General features: G+C 63.8%; 24 protein-coding genes and 1 tRNA gene. 23 read left to right on the top strand and 2 right to left on the bottom strand.

Annotated features, from left to right (window positions below; all coding sequences use genetic code 11):
- The first annotated feature begins 1 nt into the window (after position 1).
- From AB5Y48_RS14185 to AB5Y48_RS14085, 21 genes are all read left to right on the top strand, one after another.
- Positions 2-469: a SycD/LcrH family type III secretion system chaperone gene (locus AB5Y48_RS14185; protein WP_136613198.1), complete on the top strand. Its 468-nt coding sequence runs from the start codon at positions 2-4 to the stop codon at positions 467-469.
- The gene (locus AB5Y48_RS14180) at positions 466-1,896 is read left to right on the top strand and encodes a type III secretion system translocon protein (RefSeq protein WP_368164880.1); all 1,431 of its coding nucleotides are present in this window, start codon (positions 466-468) and stop codon (positions 1,894-1,896) included. The genes AB5Y48_RS14185 and AB5Y48_RS14180 overlap by 4 nt, the downstream gene beginning before the upstream one ends.
- A gap of 16 nt (positions 1,897-1,912) precedes the next feature.
- The gene (locus tag AB5Y48_RS14175; RefSeq protein ID WP_368164879.1) at positions 1,913-2,503 is read left to right on the top strand and encodes a type III secretion protein; all 591 of its coding nucleotides are present in this window, start codon (positions 1,913-1,915) and stop codon (positions 2,501-2,503) included.
- A 13-nt stretch (positions 2,504-2,516) separates the two neighbouring features.
- Entirely contained in the window at positions 2,517-2,900 is a 384-nt protein-coding gene (locus AB5Y48_RS14170; RefSeq protein WP_019840879.1) for a type III secretion protein, read from the top strand.
- Positions 2,876-3,487, top strand: coding sequence for a GNAT family N-acetyltransferase (locus AB5Y48_RS14165; protein ID WP_050576458.1), 612 nt, complete (start codon positions 2,876-2,878; stop codon positions 3,485-3,487). Before AB5Y48_RS14170 ends, AB5Y48_RS14165 begins: the two co-directional genes overlap by 25 nt.
- Positions 3,471-3,914, top strand: a complete 444-nt coding sequence (locus tag AB5Y48_RS14160; RefSeq protein ID WP_050667088.1) for a CesT family type III secretion system chaperone — start codon at positions 3,471-3,473, stop codon at positions 3,912-3,914. The genes AB5Y48_RS14165 and AB5Y48_RS14160 overlap by 17 nt, the downstream gene beginning before the upstream one ends.
- 29 nt (positions 3,915-3,943) lie before the next feature.
- Positions 3,944-4,657, top strand: a complete 714-nt coding sequence (locus AB5Y48_RS14155; RefSeq protein WP_231686275.1) for a hypothetical protein — start codon at positions 3,944-3,946, stop codon at positions 4,655-4,657.
- A 102-nt stretch (positions 4,658-4,759) separates the two neighbouring features.
- Entirely contained in the window at positions 4,760-5,248 is a 489-nt protein-coding gene (locus tag AB5Y48_RS14150; RefSeq protein ID WP_019840884.1) for a SycD/LcrH family type III secretion system chaperone, read from the top strand.
- A gap of 12 nt (positions 5,249-5,260) precedes the next feature.
- Positions 5,261-6,304, top strand: coding sequence for a hypothetical protein (locus AB5Y48_RS14145; RefSeq protein WP_227002185.1), 1,044 nt, complete (start codon positions 5,261-5,263; stop codon positions 6,302-6,304).
- 92 nt (positions 6,305-6,396) lie between these two features.
- On the top strand, positions 6,397-6,798 hold the full coding sequence (locus tag AB5Y48_RS14140) for a hypothetical protein (protein WP_021229297.1): 402 nt from the start codon (positions 6,397-6,399) through the stop codon (positions 6,796-6,798).
- Positions 6,795-8,273 (top strand): EscC/YscC/HrcC family type III secretion system outer membrane ring protein, encoded by a 1,479-nt coding sequence (locus AB5Y48_RS14135; protein WP_019840887.1) that lies wholly within the window; start codon positions 6,795-6,797, stop codon positions 8,271-8,273. Before AB5Y48_RS14140 ends, AB5Y48_RS14135 begins: the two co-directional genes overlap by 4 nt.
- A gap of 7 nt (positions 8,274-8,280) precedes the next feature.
- Positions 8,281-9,456, top strand: a complete 1,176-nt coding sequence (sctD, locus tag AB5Y48_RS14130) for a type III secretion system inner membrane ring subunit SctD (RefSeq protein ID WP_021229298.1) — start codon at positions 8,281-8,283, stop codon at positions 9,454-9,456.
- A 9-nt stretch (positions 9,457-9,465) separates the two neighbouring features.
- On the top strand, positions 9,466-9,705 hold the full coding sequence (locus AB5Y48_RS14125) for an EscE/YscE/SsaE family type III secretion system needle protein co-chaperone (RefSeq protein WP_021229299.1): 240 nt from the start codon (positions 9,466-9,468) through the stop codon (positions 9,703-9,705).
- A 95-nt stretch (positions 9,706-9,800) separates the two neighbouring features.
- The gene (locus AB5Y48_RS14120; RefSeq protein ID WP_021229300.1) at positions 9,801-10,484 is read left to right on the top strand and encodes a helix-turn-helix domain-containing protein; all 684 of its coding nucleotides are present in this window, start codon (positions 9,801-9,803) and stop codon (positions 10,482-10,484) included.
- A gap of 9 nt (positions 10,485-10,493) precedes the next feature.
- On the top strand, positions 10,494-10,715 hold the full coding sequence (gene sctF / locus AB5Y48_RS14115; protein WP_005356746.1) for a type III secretion system needle filament subunit SctF: 222 nt from the start codon (positions 10,494-10,496) through the stop codon (positions 10,713-10,715).
- A 4-nt stretch (positions 10,716-10,719) separates the two neighbouring features.
- Positions 10,720-10,983 (top strand): EscG/YscG/SsaH family type III secretion system needle protein co-chaperone, encoded by a 264-nt coding sequence (locus AB5Y48_RS14110; RefSeq protein WP_019840890.1) that lies wholly within the window; start codon positions 10,720-10,722, stop codon positions 10,981-10,983.
- Positions 10,980-11,240 (top strand): type III secretion system inner rod subunit SctI, encoded by a 261-nt coding sequence (sctI, locus tag AB5Y48_RS14105; protein ID WP_019840891.1) that lies wholly within the window; start codon positions 10,980-10,982, stop codon positions 11,238-11,240. The genes AB5Y48_RS14110 and sctI overlap by 4 nt, the downstream gene beginning before the upstream one ends.
- Complete coding sequence (gene sctJ / locus AB5Y48_RS14100) at positions 11,237-11,962, top strand: type III secretion system inner membrane ring lipoprotein SctJ (protein ID WP_050667084.1); 726 nt, start codon at positions 11,237-11,239, stop codon at positions 11,960-11,962. The genes sctI and sctJ overlap by 4 nt, the downstream gene beginning before the upstream one ends.
- On the top strand, positions 11,959-12,507 hold the full coding sequence (locus tag AB5Y48_RS14095) for a type III secretion system domain-containing protein (protein ID WP_021229302.1): 549 nt from the start codon (positions 11,959-11,961) through the stop codon (positions 12,505-12,507). The genes sctJ and AB5Y48_RS14095 overlap by 4 nt, the downstream gene beginning before the upstream one ends.
- The gene (locus tag AB5Y48_RS14090; protein WP_136613195.1) at positions 12,504-13,166 is read left to right on the top strand and encodes a protein EsaK; all 663 of its coding nucleotides are present in this window, start codon (positions 12,504-12,506) and stop codon (positions 13,164-13,166) included. Before AB5Y48_RS14095 ends, AB5Y48_RS14090 begins: the two co-directional genes overlap by 4 nt.
- 23 nt (positions 13,167-13,189) lie before the next feature.
- A complete protein-coding gene (locus AB5Y48_RS14085; protein WP_136613194.1) occupies positions 13,190-14,218 on the top strand; it encodes a TyeA family type III secretion system gatekeeper subunit in 1,029 nt (342 codons plus the stop codon).
- Between the two features lie 86 nt (positions 14,219-14,304).
- On the opposite strand, the gene AB5Y48_RS14080 is transcribed toward AB5Y48_RS14085, so the two are convergent.
- Positions 14,305-14,392: transfer RNA gene (locus tag AB5Y48_RS14080), tRNA-Ser, on the bottom strand.
- Between the two features lie 183 nt (positions 14,393-14,575).
- Here AB5Y48_RS14080 and AB5Y48_RS14075 point away from each other — a divergent pair.
- Complete coding sequence (locus AB5Y48_RS14075; RefSeq protein WP_060584921.1) at positions 14,576-15,322, top strand: DsbA family protein; 747 nt, start codon at positions 14,576-14,578, stop codon at positions 15,320-15,322.
- 255 nt (positions 15,323-15,577) lie between these two features.
- Positions 15,578-16,060: a serine protease inhibitor ecotin gene (gene eco, locus AB5Y48_RS14070; RefSeq protein WP_050667080.1), complete on the top strand. Its 483-nt coding sequence runs from the start codon at positions 15,578-15,580 to the stop codon at positions 16,058-16,060.
- 58 nt (positions 16,061-16,118) lie between these two features.
- On the opposite strand, the gene AB5Y48_RS14065 is transcribed toward eco, so the two are convergent.
- A complete protein-coding gene (locus AB5Y48_RS14065; RefSeq protein WP_368164875.1) occupies positions 16,119-17,735 on the bottom strand; it encodes a phosphoethanolamine transferase in 1,617 nt (538 codons plus the stop codon).
- Between the last annotated feature and the right edge of the window lie 19 nt (positions 17,736-17,754).

Raw genomic sequence — 17,754 nt, 5'->3', positions numbered from 1 at the left:
GATGACAGAACAAGACGATCTGGCCACGGTGCGCGACTTTCTCCATCAGGGGGGGACGCTGCAGGCCCTGATCAATCTGGATCCGGTCGACCTGGACCATGTCTATGCCTACGCCTGCCAGCTGTTTGAGGCGGGGGATTATGCCGGGGCCAAGCGCTTTTACATGCTGCTCTCGCGCCTCTCCCACTGGCAATACGACTACTGGTTGGCACTGGGGCTCTGCTGTCAGCGCCTCGAGGAGCACGATCAGGCCCTCTTTTGCTTCGGTCAGGCGGGACTGCTCAGGCTCGACGATCCCAAGCCCCCTTACCTGGCCGGCCTCAGTTATCGCCAGAGTGCCCAACCGGAGCAGGCGGCCAAGGCCTTCCAGGCGGCGCTCAAGTGGTGCGCCGACAAGCCGCAACACCTCGCTATCAAGGGCGAGATCCAGCGCCAACTCTCGGCACAGGTACAGGAGGTTCAGCCATGAACAGCATCACCGAGACCCGCTATGGCAACACCCAGCTCGGGGTCAACCCGCAGGGGCTGGAGCCACCGACAGCCAGCCAGCCGCCGGTCGGCGCCGGCGCCCTCGATCCCCTGGCACCACCGCTTCCCAAGCGGGAGCATGGCCGTGGTGACCCCCTCAATGCGCCACCGCCTCCCCGCCAGCCGGTGACCCTGCGCCTGGCCGAAGGGGCACTGAACCGCATCCTGGAGGCCTTTGGTCCCCGGGTCGATGACAAACCCATCACCCTGGCCGATATCGAGCGCACGCCGATGGAGGCGATGAGCCTGGCGGCGGCACTGCTGGGGGTGAAATCCCTCGGTGACAACGCCAACCTCAAGTCCCTGGCGCTGGAGATCCGCACCCAGGGGGCCGAGAACCTGCGCTTGCGCCAAAACGAGGACCTGCGCAAGCAGGTCGACAAGGCCATCGAGGATCAACAGAAGGCGCACAAGGCCGGCATCTTCTCCGCCATCGTCGACTGGATTGTCTCGGTCGCCGAGGTGATCAGCGGTGTCGCCAAGCTGGTCGTCGGCGACTACGCCGGGGGAGCCATGGATCTGGCGGCCGGCTGCGCCGGTCTGGTCAAGGCGGCGTGCGAGACCCTGGCCCTTATCGATACCGCCAACGCCGACAAGTACAAGGCGATCGCCGATGTGGCCGGCAAGGTTCAACTCGCCTTCGAGATCGCCGGCATGATGGTGGATCTGGTGAGCGTCGGCCGTGGCGTCATGGCCGCCAAGTCAATAGCCAAGACCTCGGAGACGGTGATGGAGGGCGCCGCGGGGCAAGCCGTCCACACGGCCGTCGCCCAGGGCAGCGAGGCCGCCGTCAAGACCGCCGCCGCCGAAGTGGGCAAGCAGGTGGCAGAGCAGGTCTCCGAGCAGGTGGCCAAGAACATCGCCGAGCAGACCACCCGCTTCCTGGGACAGGGACACCTGCTGGAAGCCTTTAGCAAACAGGCCATCGAACAGATGGTCACCAAGGCTGTCGAGACCGCCGCCAAGAAGGCGATGGAGTCGGGCGCCAAAGCCACGGCCGAGGAGCTCACCAAACAGGTGGTCAAGGAGGTGCAGCGGGCCGTGATTCACGCCGCCGTCTCCGCCAGCCTCAAGAGTGCCCCCAATATCGCCAAGGCCGTCACCCGCGCCAGTGTGCAAGGTGCCAATGGAGTATTCCAGGGCGAGATCGCCAAGGAGCGGGCCGAGCTGCAGAAGATAGTGCAGGAGCTGATCAACGAGAGCAGTTTCATGCAGTTCATGCTCGACGAGTTCGAAAAAATCAAGAAACGGGCCAAAGAGGATATCGGCAACCTGATGGACGGAGCCGGCAAGGCCCTCTCTGCCGGATCCGATGCCCAGCTCAAGACCGGCGCCATGCTCAGCAGCATTGCCGCCAATATCGCCTGAGACAAAGGAGAGTAACATGAACACCATCGATAACAGCACCAGCGCCGTCGGCTCTCTGAGCTCCCTGACCTCCACCCCCGGGGATCAGGGGGGGGATGCCATCGGCCAACTCAACGAGCTGATGGTCCAGCTGGGGCAACTCTTTGGCAAGCTGCGCGACGTCTTGCGCCAGTACCAGCAGACCCAACAAAACAACGCCTTCCAGATGCAGAAGACCTCGTTCAATACCCGCCTCGATGCCATCGAGAAAGACTTTGATGCCAAGCAATCCCAGGCCATCGCCCAGATTGTCGGCGGTGTTGCCCAGGGGGTGTTTGGGGCTCTGAGTGCCAAGTCCGAGGGGTTGAGTGGCATCGGTGGGGTCGGTCACGGGATCGACAGCATCGCCCAGGGGATTGCCGGCGTCAGCTTTGGTAATCAGGCCAGCCGCGAGGCCCAGGAGGGGCAGGCCCTGGCCGACTACCAGCATGGTCTGGCCGAGCAGCAACTCAAGCGCGCCGACGAGACACTGGACAAGGCGCTCAAGGTCTCCAGCGACCTGCGCGAGATCCTGACGACCCTGACCCAGGCCCATGAGCGCCTCTCCAGCAGCGTGCGCATGTCCTAAGGGAGAGAAGAAGATGGATGATGTCACCCGCTTTATGCAGACCCAGGGGCTGCACCCGGCCCCGGAGCACTTCCTCGGCAGCGACTTTCTGGCCGGGCAACGGATCGAGACGCCCCGCTTCCAGCTGGTCTACCGCCAGGAAGGTGAGCGTCTCATCCTGTGCGACTTTGCCGCCCGCGAGAGCGACGGCCAGGCCGTGCTGGCCCTGATGACCCTGCTGCGCCGCCTGACTCGTTCGGTGCCACTCCTGCGCTATATCGACGCCATGATCCTGCCGGCCTCCCACGATCGGCAACTCGATCTGGCCCGGCGACGCCTGAGTGAACTGATGCTGGCCGAGGGGGCGCAACCGGTGCGACTGGACGACGAGCTATGGCTGCGCTACCGCTGTCATTGAGCCGCCGCCCCCTCTACCCGGACACCCTGGTGGAAGCGGACTACCCGGCCTATCGGGCGCTCTACGCCGACCCCAGGGTTGCCCTCCTCACCGGGCTCCCCGCCCGGATGGAGGAGAGCGCGGCCCGGCGCTGGTTCGACAACGCCTTGGCCCTTCCCGCCGGGCAGGGCCGGATCAGTGCCCTGCGCCAGGAGGGGGAGAGCGCCCTGTGCGGTGTCGTGCGTCTGACCGACTGGGAGCAAGGGGCTGGCATCATCACCCTGGGCTATGCCCTCTCCCCACGCCTGTGGGGAGAGGGGCTGATGCAAAACTGCCTCTCAGGCCTGCTGCCATCCCTGTTTGCCGGTGCCCTGGGCCATCCCCTGCACCGGGTCCAAAGCTGGGTTCAGGCCGACAACCACCGCTCTCGGCGCCTGCTCGAGCGGCTCGGTTTTCGCCATGAGGGGACCTTGCGCGGGCTGTTTCGTAATGAGCAAGGTCACCATGACATCTGTGCCTATGGCCTCTTGTGCGATGACCCGACTCAGAGAGCGCCAGGCGAACACTGGTTACTGACCCAAGGAGCCATCGATGAATACCGATATTGATCAGCAGCTCGCAAACATGGGGATCCACACCCGCTTCGAACACAGTGGCGTCGAAACCCTGACCCTGGAACGGGACGATGGCACCACCTATCTCGTCACCGTGCTGAGGGATCCCGACGGGATGAGGCTTCACCTGACGGTGCGCTGTAGTCAGCCGCTGCCCGATGTGCTGACTCGCCCCCTCTTTGTGCATCTGGCTCATCAGGCCCTCGAGCCGATGCGTGGCGGTGATGGCATCGGCATCTATCCCGACAGCGATCGCCTGACCCTCTACCGGACGCGAGATCTTCGCACGCCCATCCTGTTAGCCGACGAGATGGCCTCCATGCTTGATCTCGCCGAGCAGTGGGACTCGCGGTTGCTCGAGGCGACAAGCATCCCTCTCGCGCCCAACCAAAGCCCCTTTATTCATGGCCTGATGGCTTAACCCTTCTACTGACAACCGAGAGGTGCATCATGGAGTCTCTTTCCCAATCAGCACGTGCCCAACTGAGCCAACAGCTCGCAACACTGCAACACCAGCAGATGCCCGCCACCTTTACCCTTGGCGCCAAGGGTAACAACGGTTTTTCACACACCTATAACGTCACCATCAGCCAGGGTGCGGATGCGCAGTATCACGCAGACGTCAGCCGCAACTATCTGTTCGGTAAAGGCTCTAGTGACGGCAAGACCTCCCGGGCGCTGGCCACCTACATCCAAAGCCAGTTGCCCCAACCACAGCGCCAACAACCCCTGTCGCCGCCCGCCCTGCAGCAGGTTCAGCCCCTCCAACCCAACCCGCAGACGCAGCGGCAACAGACCTTTGACCAGATCTTTCCCCCTCTGCCACCCCGTAGTGACGATGAGGAGCGCGCCCTGAGAGATGCCCGCTACCAAAGAGACAAACATCAGGCTGCCTTTGTGGCGATACAACCGGGCCCCCCAACCGCCAACCCTGACAACAAGGCCATCGCCGATGCCGTCAACCGTCTCACATCAGGCTTCGTCAAGAGTGATTACCACAGGGAGGGGATCAAACAACTGGGCATCCTCTTGGACAACCTCTCCCGACAGGGATACGACATCAGCAACCACGCTCTGCAAGACGCCGTGTTTGGTGTACACGCGGCCTACCACAGTGCCGGTTATGACTCCATTAACAGCGTCTATCAGACGCTCCTGAAATAACGCGGCCAAAGGCGTAAACCAGAAAGAAAACGCCATTTTGCCAAAAGGGTGCCCGGCCAAAGTGATTAGGATGGGCACTACCATCCTGAGGAGAGGCTTACCATGAACCCGTCAGATCGGCAGGAACAGACCGACACCATACTCCGGCACTGCCTCGCACTGCTGGAGGGTAACACCACCCTGGCGACCCTCAACCAGACGCCTCCTGATGAGCTTGAGCGCCTCTACGAGCGCGCCTATCACGCCTGGAATCGGGGCGAGTGTGATGAGGCGACCGAGCTCTTCGCCTTTCTCGCCCTGCAACAACCTCTGGATCGCCGCTTTCCCTTTGCCTTCGCCTGCGCCCTCAAGGAGCAGGGAGAGTATCGCCATGCCCTGACGCTCTTCTCCCAGACCCTGGCGATGCAGGCCAATGATCCCTTCGCCCCTTTCCATATTGCCGAGTGCCTGCAGGCACTCGGTGAAACCGATGCGGCCCGCGATGCCCTCGATGCGGTCATCGCCCTCTGCTTCGGGCAGGCAGAGCAGGACCCGCGCTACGACGCGCTGCGCCAGCGGGCAGAAATCCAGCTGGCCAGCCTTAATCACTAACAGGAGCCAACGATGGAACACATTAGCCGTTCCCTATCCCTCTCCCATGTCGATCAAAGCGACCGTCTCCCCCATGAGCCGGCCAATCGCCGCCTGTCGGCTGACGATATGGGTATCACCCTCAGCCATACCGGTCCGTCGGGTGACGAACTCAAGGCATCGACCCTGGAAGAAAAAGCCAAGGTTGCCGATAGCGCAGCCAAGCAGTGCGGGGTCGATATGGCCAAGCGCAGCTTTGTCGCCAAGGTGTTGACCCTGGTCGCCGCCAGCGCCGTATTGGTAGCCGCCGCCCTGGTGACCGGTCTCACCGGCGGCGCCGGCATCCCACTGCTGGCACTGGCCGGCGTCGGTTTTGCCATGGCGGTGGGCGATGTGGCCTGTGCCTACAAGGATTGGCAGAGCAAGAAACAGGGGGGAGAAGGGCTCGCCATGGGGGGAGATGCCCTGGGCAACGCCATCCACTGGCTGGGCAAACACTGTGGCGCCTCGGACGAAAAAGCCAAACAGATTGCCAATGTGACCTCTTTGCTGACCCGCGGAGCCCTGGCCGTCGGCACGGTCGCCATCGGTGGATTCCTGCCTGTTGCCGCCCCGGCCGCCCTCGCCCATGCCATGCCTGCCATCACAGTAGGCAAGGTGGGCGTCGAGACGGTTGCGGGTCTGGTCAGTGCCGACGCAGCCCGAAAGGGAGCCCAGCAGCATGCCCAGGCCCTCACGGGGCGTGAGCTTGAGGGACAGAAAAAAGCCGTCGATCAACTGCAGCCCAAGCTGGATCAGGCACGCGCCCAGCGGGGCGAAGAGCTGCGGCAAAAATTCGGCCTGCAGGATCAGCTCGACCAGACCCAAAAAACCATCAAACAGCAAGACAAGGCGCTTGCAGAGACTCGGCAACAACTCCACCAGGTCAGCGATAACCTGGCAGTGAAAACCCAGGAGGCGGCCCAGTTTGCCCAGGAGGTCACCAGGCTGAAGGGGCTGTTGGAGCAGGCACTGAGAAACGGCCTGCCCAATCAGCAGGCCCCGCTGGAGCGGCGACACAGTTTTAGCTTTGCCTGATCCCGAGGCCGCGCCATGCGCGGCCTTTTTCTCGCCTCAATTCAGGTGTGCACCCGATACGAAAAGGGGCCCCTGCCTCCCATCATGATCCCATGAACAGAGACCTCACTCCCCCACAAGCCCTGCAGCGGCTGGCCAGGATGATAGCGAATCCCGTCTGGAGTCAGGGTAACCGGACTCTCACCGGCACCCTGCAAGGACGGCGCCTCAAGGGGCGCGACTTTGCCACCGGCCCCTGCATCGCCATGACGCTGACCTGGCCACCCGAGCAAGCCCGTCAGGCCTGCCTGCTGCTGGCGGCGACGCCAGAGGCGTGTGACGACGCCCTTTATATGGAGGAGGGGGTGCTATGGCTGCTACGGCGCTATCCGGCGATCTTGACCGAGGTGGAGCTGGCGCTGCTTTTGAAGCAACAACTGGCCATGGCGGCACTGCTGGTCCCCGCGGCCCGCACTTCGCCCCCACCACGCCCCTTCATCGGGAGGTTTGCATGAAACACAAGGCTCTACACCTGCTCTGGACCGGGCTCTTCTGCGCCCAGACCCTGGCCCAGCCGATCCCCTGGCGGGGCGCCCCCTACTTCGTCTCCAGCCAGAATACCCCGCTCGCCTCTGTGCTGCGGGATCTGGGGGCCAACTCAGGGTTGCCTGTGGTGGTCAGTCCGCGCATCACCGAGGCCTATGCCGGTGAGCTGCAAGACCAGCCCCGGGGCCGGGTATTAAGCGAGCTGGCCCGTCTCTACCAACTGCTCCCCTACTACGATGGCAACACCCTCTACGTCTACAAGGCTCAGGAGATGGAGCAGGCGGTGCTCTCGCCGGCCTACCTGAGCGGTGGTGCCATGGCGCGCCTGCTGCGCCACAGTGGCCTGCTCGACGGGGCCGCCTGCCAGGTGCGCCAGGTGGGCAGCTCCAACAGTCTGCAGGTCAACGGGGTGCCGGCCTGCCTGAACCAGGTCAATACCCTCGCCAAGCAGCTCGACGAGCAGGACCTTAATCAAGAGCAAAACAAGGAGACGGTGGCCGTCTTCCCCCTCAAATACGCCAGTGCCAGCGACACCAGCTACAGCTATCGCAATCAGAGTGTGGTGGTTCCCGGGGTCGTGTCGGTATTGCGGGAGATGGCCCAGGGGCGATCCCTTCCCCTGCCCGACAACAAGAGCCCGGTCCCCACCGATGGCGGCGGCCTGCCCACCTTCTCGGCCGACCTGCGTCAAAACGCCGTGCTGGTGCGGGATCGCCAGCAGAATATGGGGCTCTACAAGAGCCTGATCCCCCAGCTCGACCAGCGTCCGACCCTGGTGGAGATCTCGGTGGCCATCATCGATGTGGATGCCGGCGACATCAACGAGCTGGGGATAGACTGGTCCGCCTCGGCCCGCATCGGTGGCGGTAGCGTCAGCTTCAACAACGGTGGCCTGAGCTCCGACAGCTTCTCCTCTCTCATCTCCAACTCGGGCAACTTCATGGTCCGCCTCTCCGCCCTGGAGCAGCAATCCAAGGCGCGCATCGTCTCGCGCCCCTCAGTGGTGACCCTGGACAATGTGCAGGCGGTGCTCGATCGCAGTATCACCTTCTATACCAAGCTCGAGAGCGAGAAGAACCCCAAGCTCGAGTCGGTCACCGCCGGCGCCCTGATGCGGGTCACCCCTCGCCTCATTCACGAGGCGAGCGGTAACAAGGTGCTGCTCACCCTCAACATCGAGGATGGCCGTCAGGGGGAACCCATCAGCCGCACCGAGTCACTGCCCCAGATCCAGAATGCGGAGATCGCCACCCAGGCCACCCTCAATCTCGGTCAGGCCCTGCTGCTGGGGGGGTTCGTACAGGATGAGCACACCCAAGGGGTGCGCAAGATCCCCCTGCTCGGTGATCTGCCGCTCATCGGCGCGCTGTTTCGCAGCACCACCCAGAAAGAGCACAGCGTGGTCCGCCTCTTCCTGATCAAGGCTGAACCCCGTCAGATGTGAGGTCGCCATGGAAACCAGCTTCAAACTCAAGCTGCTCAACGGCCCTCTGCAGGGCCAGGAGCTCCGCCTTCCCCCCGGCCCCTTTACCCTGGGGGCCGCAGAGAGCGACCTGCTGCTCCCTCTCGAGCGGGGCGAACAGGCCAGGCTGGAGGTGACCCCGAGCGGCGTCGCTCTCTGCTCCGATACCCCCTGCTGGGTCGCGGGTCGCCGCCAGGGTGAGGGGGTACTCCCGATCCACGCGGGGATCGACCTGGCCGGCGTCCACTTCGTGCTGGCCCACTCCGATGAGGAGCCCCCTGCGCCCCTTATCGCACGCCGCCGCGGCAAGCAGACCTTCCCCCTGTGGGCTCTGCTGACCACCCTGGCGCTCTCGGCCGGGGCTGCCACCCTGCTGTGGCCCGCCCCACCGATAGCGACCCCCTCCCCCCGCGACTGGCTGCCCGCGGCGCTGGCCGCCGAGCCCGGCCTGCAGGGGAGCTGGCAGGGCGACGGCTCCCTGGTATTGAGCGGCCGCTGCCGCGCCAGTCGCCCCCTGATGGCGCTCACCGCACGGCTGCAGGCGGCCGGTGTTCGCCTGCAGCAGGAGGCCATCTGCGATGACGATCTGCAGCGCTCGGTCAAGGCCCTGCTGGCCAGCTACGGCTATCCGGATATGACGGTCACGCTTGACCCCCAGGGAGAGGCACAGATCGACGGGGCCTTTCAGGGGGATACCAGCGATCTGGCCCGGGCTCTGGATCAACTACCCGGGCTGCGCGGCTGGCAGCTATCGGATCACGGAGCCCAGGAGCTGGAGAGCCTCATCACGGCCCTGTCACAAGGCAGCCTGCTCGATGGCCTCAGCGCCCGACGCACCGAGCACGCCTGGCTGCTCTCGGGACAGCTTGACCCCGAGCAGCAGGTTCGGCTCGAGGCTCTGCTCGAGCGGCTCAACCAGGGCCGAACCGAACGCCCTCTGCGCTTTATCGGCGCAGCCGGCAGCGTGACCGAGCTCGACTACCTGCCCTCCCCCATGGCGGGGATCGGTGGCAACGCCAGCGCTCCCTATCTGCAGTTGACCAACGGCATGCGCCTGCTGCCCGGCACGCCGGTCAAGCAGGGGATGCGGGTGGTCGCCGTGGCGCCAGACGGCGTCTCTCTGGCCGGCCGCCAGCGCCTCGTTTTTCTTCCCTTGCACAGTTGAGAGGATTCCATGGATACCCTGACCCACCTCGAAGAGCGCCTCGCCCACGACCCCCAGGGGCTGCTCAGACACCGGTTGATCGACCAGCTTGAGGCCGGAGCTCACCAGCTGGCCCAGGCCCTGCGCCAACCCCAGCCCCCGGAGGAGTACGCCCGCCTCGAGCGCCAGCGCCAATCTTGCCTGGCGGCGCGCGCCGTGATCGAGACCCTCTGGCTGCGCGCCCAACACAGCGCTTCCCGGGGTCGATGATATGGGGTCAGCCGCGCCAATTCAGGTGATGACCTGATGGGGGGAATGCCCTGACGGCCCCATGATGAATCCAGGATCCCAGACAGGAGCACACCATGCCAACTCTGCACCTACTGCTCGTCCCCTCTTTGCAGAGCCGCAGCGCACTCAAAGAGCCCGGCGTGTTGCTGACCACGGGCCCCGTGCCCGAGGAGGGACACCTCTTTAGCTACCGCGGTCAGCGGCTGCAACCCATCTGCCGGGAGCTGCAGCATCTGATGGAGGGCGGCTGCGATCACCCCTCCACTCAACCCGCCCTGCCAGTTCCGATGGAGCCCGCCCTGCTGCAAACCCTGATCCGGCTGGGTCAGGCCGATGACGAGGCGATGCTGCGCCTGGTGCTGGCCTATGCCCTGACGGTGGAGCGCCGCCGCTGCTCGGCGCTGCTGCGCCCTCTGGTCGCCGCCGATGCAGACCTCTTCGAGATGCTGCACCGCTATCGCCTGGAGCCCTGGCCGGTGGCCCGCTATGCGGATCTCTTCGGCCTCTCCCAGCGCAAATTCAACCAGCTGTTTCGGGAGAAGTTCGGCATGTCCGCCAAACAGTGGTTGCAACAGCAGCGACTGGAGCACGCAAGGGCGCTGCTCGAAACCACCCCCAAGAAGGTGATCGATGTGGCGCTGGAGTCGGGCTTTTGTAATGCCGCCCACTTCTCAGACAGCTTTCGGCGCCACTTCAGCCAGACCCCGAGCGAAGTACGGCGCGGTGATGCCAGCGAGTCGCTGGCCAGACAATCCTAAGGAGAGCCCATGAACATCGATGCCATCGTCGCCCAACTGGGCAGCCAGGTTTCGCGCACCGCCAACGATGCCCAGACCGCCATGGCGTCCAGCGACATCAACAACGATCCCCAGGCCATGTTGCGGTCCCAGTACGCCATGCAGCAGTACTCGGTCATGATCGGCTACGAGAGCTCGGTCATGAAGGCCGTCAAAGACATGATGATGGGCATCATCAGCAAAATAGGGTGACCCTATGAACTATCCCCTTCCCCGTCTCATCGTCGAAGCCGGCTTTGCCGCCGTCAACCACGGCCTGCGCGCCGAGTTGCACGACATCCTGGCCGCCCTGCCCGACTGGCTGGATGACCCCGCTCAACTGGCCCAATGCGAGGCCATCCTGCTCTTTGGTTTGGGCCGTCGCCGGGCCGCCAGCGCTCGTCTCGCTTGCCTGCCGGCCGAGGAGTGCCTGCCCCTGCGAGCCCTGCTCACCCCCCCGTCTGAGGAGAAAAGATCATGACCATCGATGCCATTCACGCCATCGCCCAGGCCCTGGCGCCGGTCACCCCGCTCGCCCAGCCCAACCCTGCCGAGGTCGACTTGCCTACCCAACAGCGCTTCGCCGCCCTGCTCAACAGCCCCCAGACCAGCGACTCGCCGAACGGGCTGATGGGGGCCCAGAGTGCCCTCACCGAATTGGCCGTCGGCGTCGACCTCACCGCCAAGGTAGCCGGCTCCCTCGGCCAGACCATCAACAAACTGGTGAACCTGTCATGAGAGCCGTGCTGCTGATGCTCTGCGTGCTGCCGCTGCTGGGAGGCTGCAAGAGCGAGCTCTATACCCGACTCGATGAGGCCGAGGCCAACCAGATGCTGGCCCTGCTCATCTACAACCGGATCCCGGCCGACAAGAGTGTCGAGAAGGAGGGGGTTACCCTGAGGGTGGATCAGGATCGCTTCGTGGATGCCGTCGAGGTGCTTCGGCAAAACGGCCTGCCGCGCCGACGTACCGTGACCATGCAGGATCTCTTCCCAAGCGGCCAGCTGGTCTCCTCTCCCGAGCAGGAGGAGGCCAAGCTCAACTACCTCAAGAGTCAGCAACTCGAGAAGATGCTGGGGAGCATGGACGGGGTCATCACCGCCGAGGTGTCGGTGGCCGAGCCCAGATCCCAGGAGGGTGAGCCCCCCGCCCCCTCCTCGGCCGCCGTCTTCATCAAATACAGCCCCGAGGTCAACCTGCCGGCGCGGGAGGCCGAGATCCGTGCCCTGATCCGCAATGGCATACCCGGCCTCACCCCGGATCGCATCAGCCTCACCCTGCAGCGGGCCGAATATCGCTATCAGCCCCCGGCCGCCCCCGAGCAGGCGTCCCATGGCCTCACCCTCTATGGGCAGACGCTCCCCTGGCAGGCCCTGGGGGCCGCCGCAGCCACCGCCCTGCTGGGGATGATGGCGACCCTGGCCATCTGGTGGCGTCGCCGGACCGGGAGGGCGGCATGAGCCCCTCCCTGCAAGCCTTCTACCGCCTGTGGCACTGCCCGGGTCAGGTGATGGATCCCGCCTGGTGGGCCCATACAGGGCTCGACAGGTGGCGCTTCACCTATGAGCGCTATCCCTTGACCCGACCGGATCTCGACCGCCTGCTGCGCCAGCAGCTGGCGCTGGAGGGCAAGCCCCCTGTGCTGACCCCCCTCGCCGACGAACTGCTGCAGGAAGGGCGCCGTGAGACCCTGTTGCTGGCCCTCGGTCTCTGGGCCATGCAGGGAGGGGCCCTGCTCTTGCTGCGCCCCTATCGGGAGAGCCTGGCCAAGCGCCTCGACGGCCTGAGTCTGGGTCAGTTGCAGGCACTGCTCCCCAGTGGCCCCCTGCCCGAGCTCGACCCCGAGGCGCTGCCAGAGACGGCCATGGGCCTGGGGGCAGCCTGGCTCGCCCACACTCAGGATCCGGCCCTGCGTGCCTGCCGGTTGCTCCTTGCCCCCGGCGGGCAACCGCCCCCCGGGGAGTGCCCGATCCCTGTGCTGCAAAAACTCGTGAGGTGGCTATGAACAATCCGCTGAATCTCGTCATCGGAACCCTGCCAGGGCCCTGCCCACGGGAGCGACTGACGCAGGATCTGCTGGCCGAGCGGGAACAGACCCGCCAGCGTCTGGACGAGATCCTGGCTCAGGGCCATGAGGCAGCGGCGGCCCTGCGCGCCGAGGGGGAAGTCTGCCTGGCCCAGGCCAGGGAAGAGGCGGCTCGCCTGCTCGACGCCGCCAGGTGTGAAGCCAAAGCGTTGGCCCTGGCAGCCCGTGCCAGTGCCGCCGAGGAGGCGGTGCAGTGGCTCTGTGGTGAGCAGGAGATGGAGCAGCTCATCGCCCGTGAAGTGAGCCAACGGTGGCGACACCTCACCGCCCAAGCCCTGGAGGAGTTGCTCGGGCAGCAGGATCAGAATGCGCTGCTGCTGCGCCGCATCGAGCGCCGTGTCACCGAGCTGCTACCCGGTGGCAGAGTCACCCTGCTGCTCCCCCCTGCCGCCATGGGGGCCGCCAGCGCGAGCTGGGGCGAGGTTAACGAGGTCACGCTCCAGGCCGATCCAGACTTAAGCGAGGGACAAGCCATCCTGGATAACGGACTGGTTCGCATCCATCTGGACAATCCGGTGCAACAGGCGAGCGTGCTCGCGCGCTTCATCGACGCCCCCGCCACCCGACAACAGGCCTGACGGCCCCATCGCAAGGAGCCCATATGCTCAACATCAATCTGATTGGTCGGGTCCCCACCGAGAGCCAGAGTCAGGCCCAGCCCCTGACACCCCACGAGAGCAATGCCCCCTCGGTACTCGCCCTGGCCCAGGCCGAGCTCTCGGAATTTCAAAGCGACGCCCTGGAGGAGACCCAGGAAGATCTCGGCTTCGCTCTGGGGGGACGCCTCAAGGATATACGCCGCAGCAAGGAGGAAGAGGTGAGCGGGCGCAGCCGCGTGCTGATGCACAAGCTGGTCGCCGAGGTGGCCCTGGTCGAGCCAAGCGAGCTGGAAGATTTGCTCGATGACGGTACCTGGCAGCAGTCACCCCAGCTCCTCGCGGCCCTTCAGGCCGAACATCCCGAGCCCGGTGCGGCGGCGCTGCAACTGGCACTCTGGCTCGCCCACGGCAAGCCCGACGGACGACTGCGCACTCGCATGGAGCAGGCGCTGACCTCCTTGATGGGAGAGGAGGAGACGACTCTCTCGCTGTTTGGTGCCCTCGAGTTCGGGGTCGTGACGCCCGGTCTGCGCCAGGAGCTGGTGCGCCTCTATCAAAGAGCCAGCGCCCCGCGCCAGAAACTCTCCCAGTGGCTGGGGCAACTGGGGGAGCGGCGGCAGCGGCAACGCAAGATCCGCACCCTGCTGCGTCTGATCGCCTATGAGCTCTCGGCCAGCGGTCAACCCATAGTCGGCAGCCATCTGGCCGCCGTGATCGGCGATCTCAGACAGCTGCTTCGCCTGCTCGGGCTGGAAGCCTACTGCGATCAGGCCGCCACGGCGCTCGGCATGCCCGCCATTAGCGGAGAGGGGCTGATGGCCATGGTGGTGCAGCTTGTCGAACAGATCTGGGTCAACGCCGATTCCCTCGAGGAGATGCTGCCCCCCCAGTCGCCGCTGGAGCACTATCGGCTGTTGCACGCCCTGGGCAAGCTGATCCAGCTGCTCCCCGACGAGTGCTTCGGAGACACAGAGCAGCGCAATCAGCTCGATGAGGCGATCAGGACCCTGCGCGATCGTTACGCCGAATAAGCAGCGCAGCCCAGAGGATCCCAAGAGGGGAGGTGGCAGACGAAAACGAAAAAGCCCAACCGATTACATCGGTTGGGCTATGTAGATGGCGGAGGAGGTGGGATTTGAACCCACGGATGGTCGCCCATCGACGGTTTTCAAGACCGTTGCATTAAGCCGCTCTGCCACCCCTCCGCAGCAGTGGCGTGAATACTAACCGTGGCGTTTCCCCTTGTAAATCCCTCAAGGTTTCGTTTGCCGATTAAATCGACAAAGTGACGAACATGGTAGCAAAATGGTCCTTTTACCCTCCCCTCCCTTGACATCTCTGACCACTCTCCCACTATAGGGCGACCCAATCCTGCGATGACGAGTATCATGCGTATCAAATCCGTTCTGATCGGTGCCCTGGCTGGCGCCACCCTGATGGGCCTGCCACTGCAGGCTGCCGAGCTGACCAAGTCCGACGTGGAGCAGATCGTTCGTGACTACCTGCTGAAGAACCCGGAGATCCTGGTCGAGATGTCCAACGAGCTGCGTGCCAAGCAGGAGAGCATGCAGGCCGCCAACGACAAGGATCTCATCAAGGCCCACGCCAAGCAGCTCTACGACAACAAGGATCCCGAGATCGGCAACCCCAAGGGGAGCCTGACTATCGTCGAGTTCTTCGATTACAACTGCGGCTACTGCAAACGTGCTCATCCGCTGATCACCGAGCTGCTCAAGGAAGACAAGGACATTCGCTACATCTACAAGCAGTTCCCCATCCTGAGCGAGACCTCCCTCTATGCCGCTCGCGCCGCCCTGGCGGTGCAACTGACCCAGCCGGGCAAGTATCAGGCGTTCCACGACAAGCTGGTCGCCTTCCAGGGCCACCTCAGCGATCAAGCTCAGGTGGAGAAGCTGGCCAAAGAGGCCGGGGTAGACTGGAGCAAGGCCAAGGCCAAGCTCGAGGATCCCGCCATCAGCAAGAGCCTGGGCACCAACCGGGCCCTGGCCGAGGCCCTGGGGATCAGCGGAACCCCCGCCTTTATCGTCGGCGATCAGGTGCTGCGCGGCGCCCCGCGCGATCTGGCCTCTCTCAAGGCCTTTATCAAGGATGTGCGCAGCGGCAAATCCTCCTGATGAGAGCGGGTCGGTCTTTGTTATCTCACTGTGCGATGACCGGCACCGATTAACCGGTCCCACGGCCACGCCATGGCCACCGGACAGAGACGGCGCAGGGTCACCCTTGCGCCTTTTTTGTACCCGCTGGCGAACCCTTGTGCGATCTCGCCTCAATTTGTCGCTAACCCTATGATGCAGCAGTGTTGCGGCGCTGGTATCAGGGTGGACAAACGGTTAGTCTAGCGGCGTTAATGCAATCCCCGTGAGGTACCGATGAAAACCATAGTGCGTTTCAGCCTGCTGGGCGCCTTGATGCTGGGTGGTCACGCCTTTGCTGACGAGCCGAAAAAATTTGATATCAGCATGTTCCCGGCGGCCGAGCCAAACCAGGAACGTGTGGTGATCCGCCTGCCGGAAGTGGAGAACGAGGCCGACATGATGGTCGAGCTCCAGGTGGGCAAGATGATGATGGTCGATTGCAACCTGCCCCGCTTCTCGGGCAACCTGGAGCAGCACAGTGTCAAGGGATGGGGCTATAACTACCTCTCCCTTGGCCAGGTCTCCGACCCCATCTCGACCCTGATGGCCTGCCCGGATCCCCAAAAGAAGGAGTCGTTCGTCCAGGTCTACGGCCAGGGCTACTTCCTGAACTACAACTCCAGGCTCCCCTTCGTCATCTACATTCCCCAAGAGTACGAGGTGCGCTATCGCCTGTGGCGGGCCGACAAGTCGGCGCAGCCGGCACTGGTCGAGTAATCCCCCCGCTATGAGTGAGGCCAGGCAAATGCCTGGCCTCACTGTTTCTGCTCGCCGGTTACGAGGCGCGGCAGCTGCGAAAGAGATCGAGCCCGGGTCGGTAGATCTTGGTGCTCACATCCATGACACCGAGCAGGGTGTCAAACAGGTTGTCCTGAGAGAAGCTCCCCTCCCTGGCCTCCCGGGTCAAACATCCCTGATCGATCCCCTTGCTCTGGGAAAACTCGGGCGAGAGCCACATCAGCATAGGAATATGGGTCTGCTCTTGCGGTGCCAGCGCATAGGGGGTGCCGTGCAGATAGAGCCCCTTCTCACCGAGGGACTCCCCGTGATCCGACAGATAGATGAGACCGACCCGATAGCGGGACTCGAGCCCCTTGAGCCGTTCGATCAACTGCCCCAGAAACCAGTCCGTGTAGCGGATGGTGTTGTCATAGGTATTGACCAGCGCCTCTGAAGAGCAGTTTTCGATGTCGCTGCGGGCGCAATCGGGGGTAAAGGCACGCTGCCCTTGTGGATAACGGCGGAAATAGGTAGGACCGTGACTCCCCATCAGATGGAAGGCGACCAGGCTGTTACCCTTCATCTTGTCGATCTGCCCCTCGAGACCGTCGAGCAATACCGCGTCGAGACAGGCCTCACCCCGGCACAACTCGGGATACTGTTTGGGATCACGCTCTATGGTGGGCACCCGGTCACACACCCCTTTGCAGCCCCCGTCGTTCTCTTTCCACAGCACAGAAACCCCGGCGCGCTGCAGTACGTCAAGTACGCCATCCTGACTGTAGGCAACCCGATCGTCATAGTGTTCACGAGTCAGGTTGGAGAACATGCAGGGCACAGAGACGGCGGTGGCGGTGCCGCAGGAAGAGACTTTGGCAAACGAGATGACGCCCTCCTTGCGGGTATAGGGATTGGTATCGCGACCATAGCCGTTGAGGGCATAGTTCTGGGCACGCGCCGTCTCACCCACCACCAGGAACAGCAGGGTCGGTTTCTCACCCGCGTTGGCCTGCAAGCGGGCGTCGCTGCCTATCTCCCGATAGGGCATGGGAGGCGTCAGGTAGCGATCCCGCACTATCTTCCAGGTGGCATGCACATAGCTGGAGGGGACGATCTGGTGAGTCAGCATCTTGTTGTTGCGCCCCACCGAGGCGTAGTCCTGGTAATAGAGTGCGGCAATACCCGCCACCACCACCACAGAGAGAGCCGCCCCCGCCAAACGCATGGCCGCACCGCGCCACCAGTCCTGCGGATATTCGATCCGGGTGAGCAGCAGCAGCAGGGCCGGCAACAGACCGGTCAGCAAGAACCAGAGGGTACTCGGCAGACTCAAATAGGAGCCCGCCTCCCCCGAGTTGGTCTCTATGATGTTGCGTACCATGGAGCTGTCAAACAGGACCCCGTACTTGAGCATGGCGAAGCTCGCCAGAGAGCCGGTCAACAGCATCAGGATAAAGAAGGGTTTTTGCACGAAACGCAGGGAGAACGGCAAGAAGACCAGGTTCAGGGCCGCGACCAGAAACAGCGGAATTGAGATTGCGAAGCCGACCTTGACATGGTCCAGACGCTGCAGGATATCGGCCATGTGCAAGAACACGGGCCAGTTGAGCACCAGAGCAAAGTAGAGCACCAGCAAGAGGTGCAGACGAAACATGGAAAGACGAAACGGCATGGAACTTCCCCATCAAAAA

The sequence above is a fragment of the Aeromonas sp. R6-2 genome, assembly GCF_040908155.1.
Taxonomy (GTDB): Bacteria; Pseudomonadota; Gammaproteobacteria; order Enterobacterales; family Aeromonadaceae; genus Aeromonas; species Aeromonas schubertii.
Note: the sequence above shows the minus strand (reverse complement) of the source record. Positions and strands in the feature narration are given on the sequence as shown.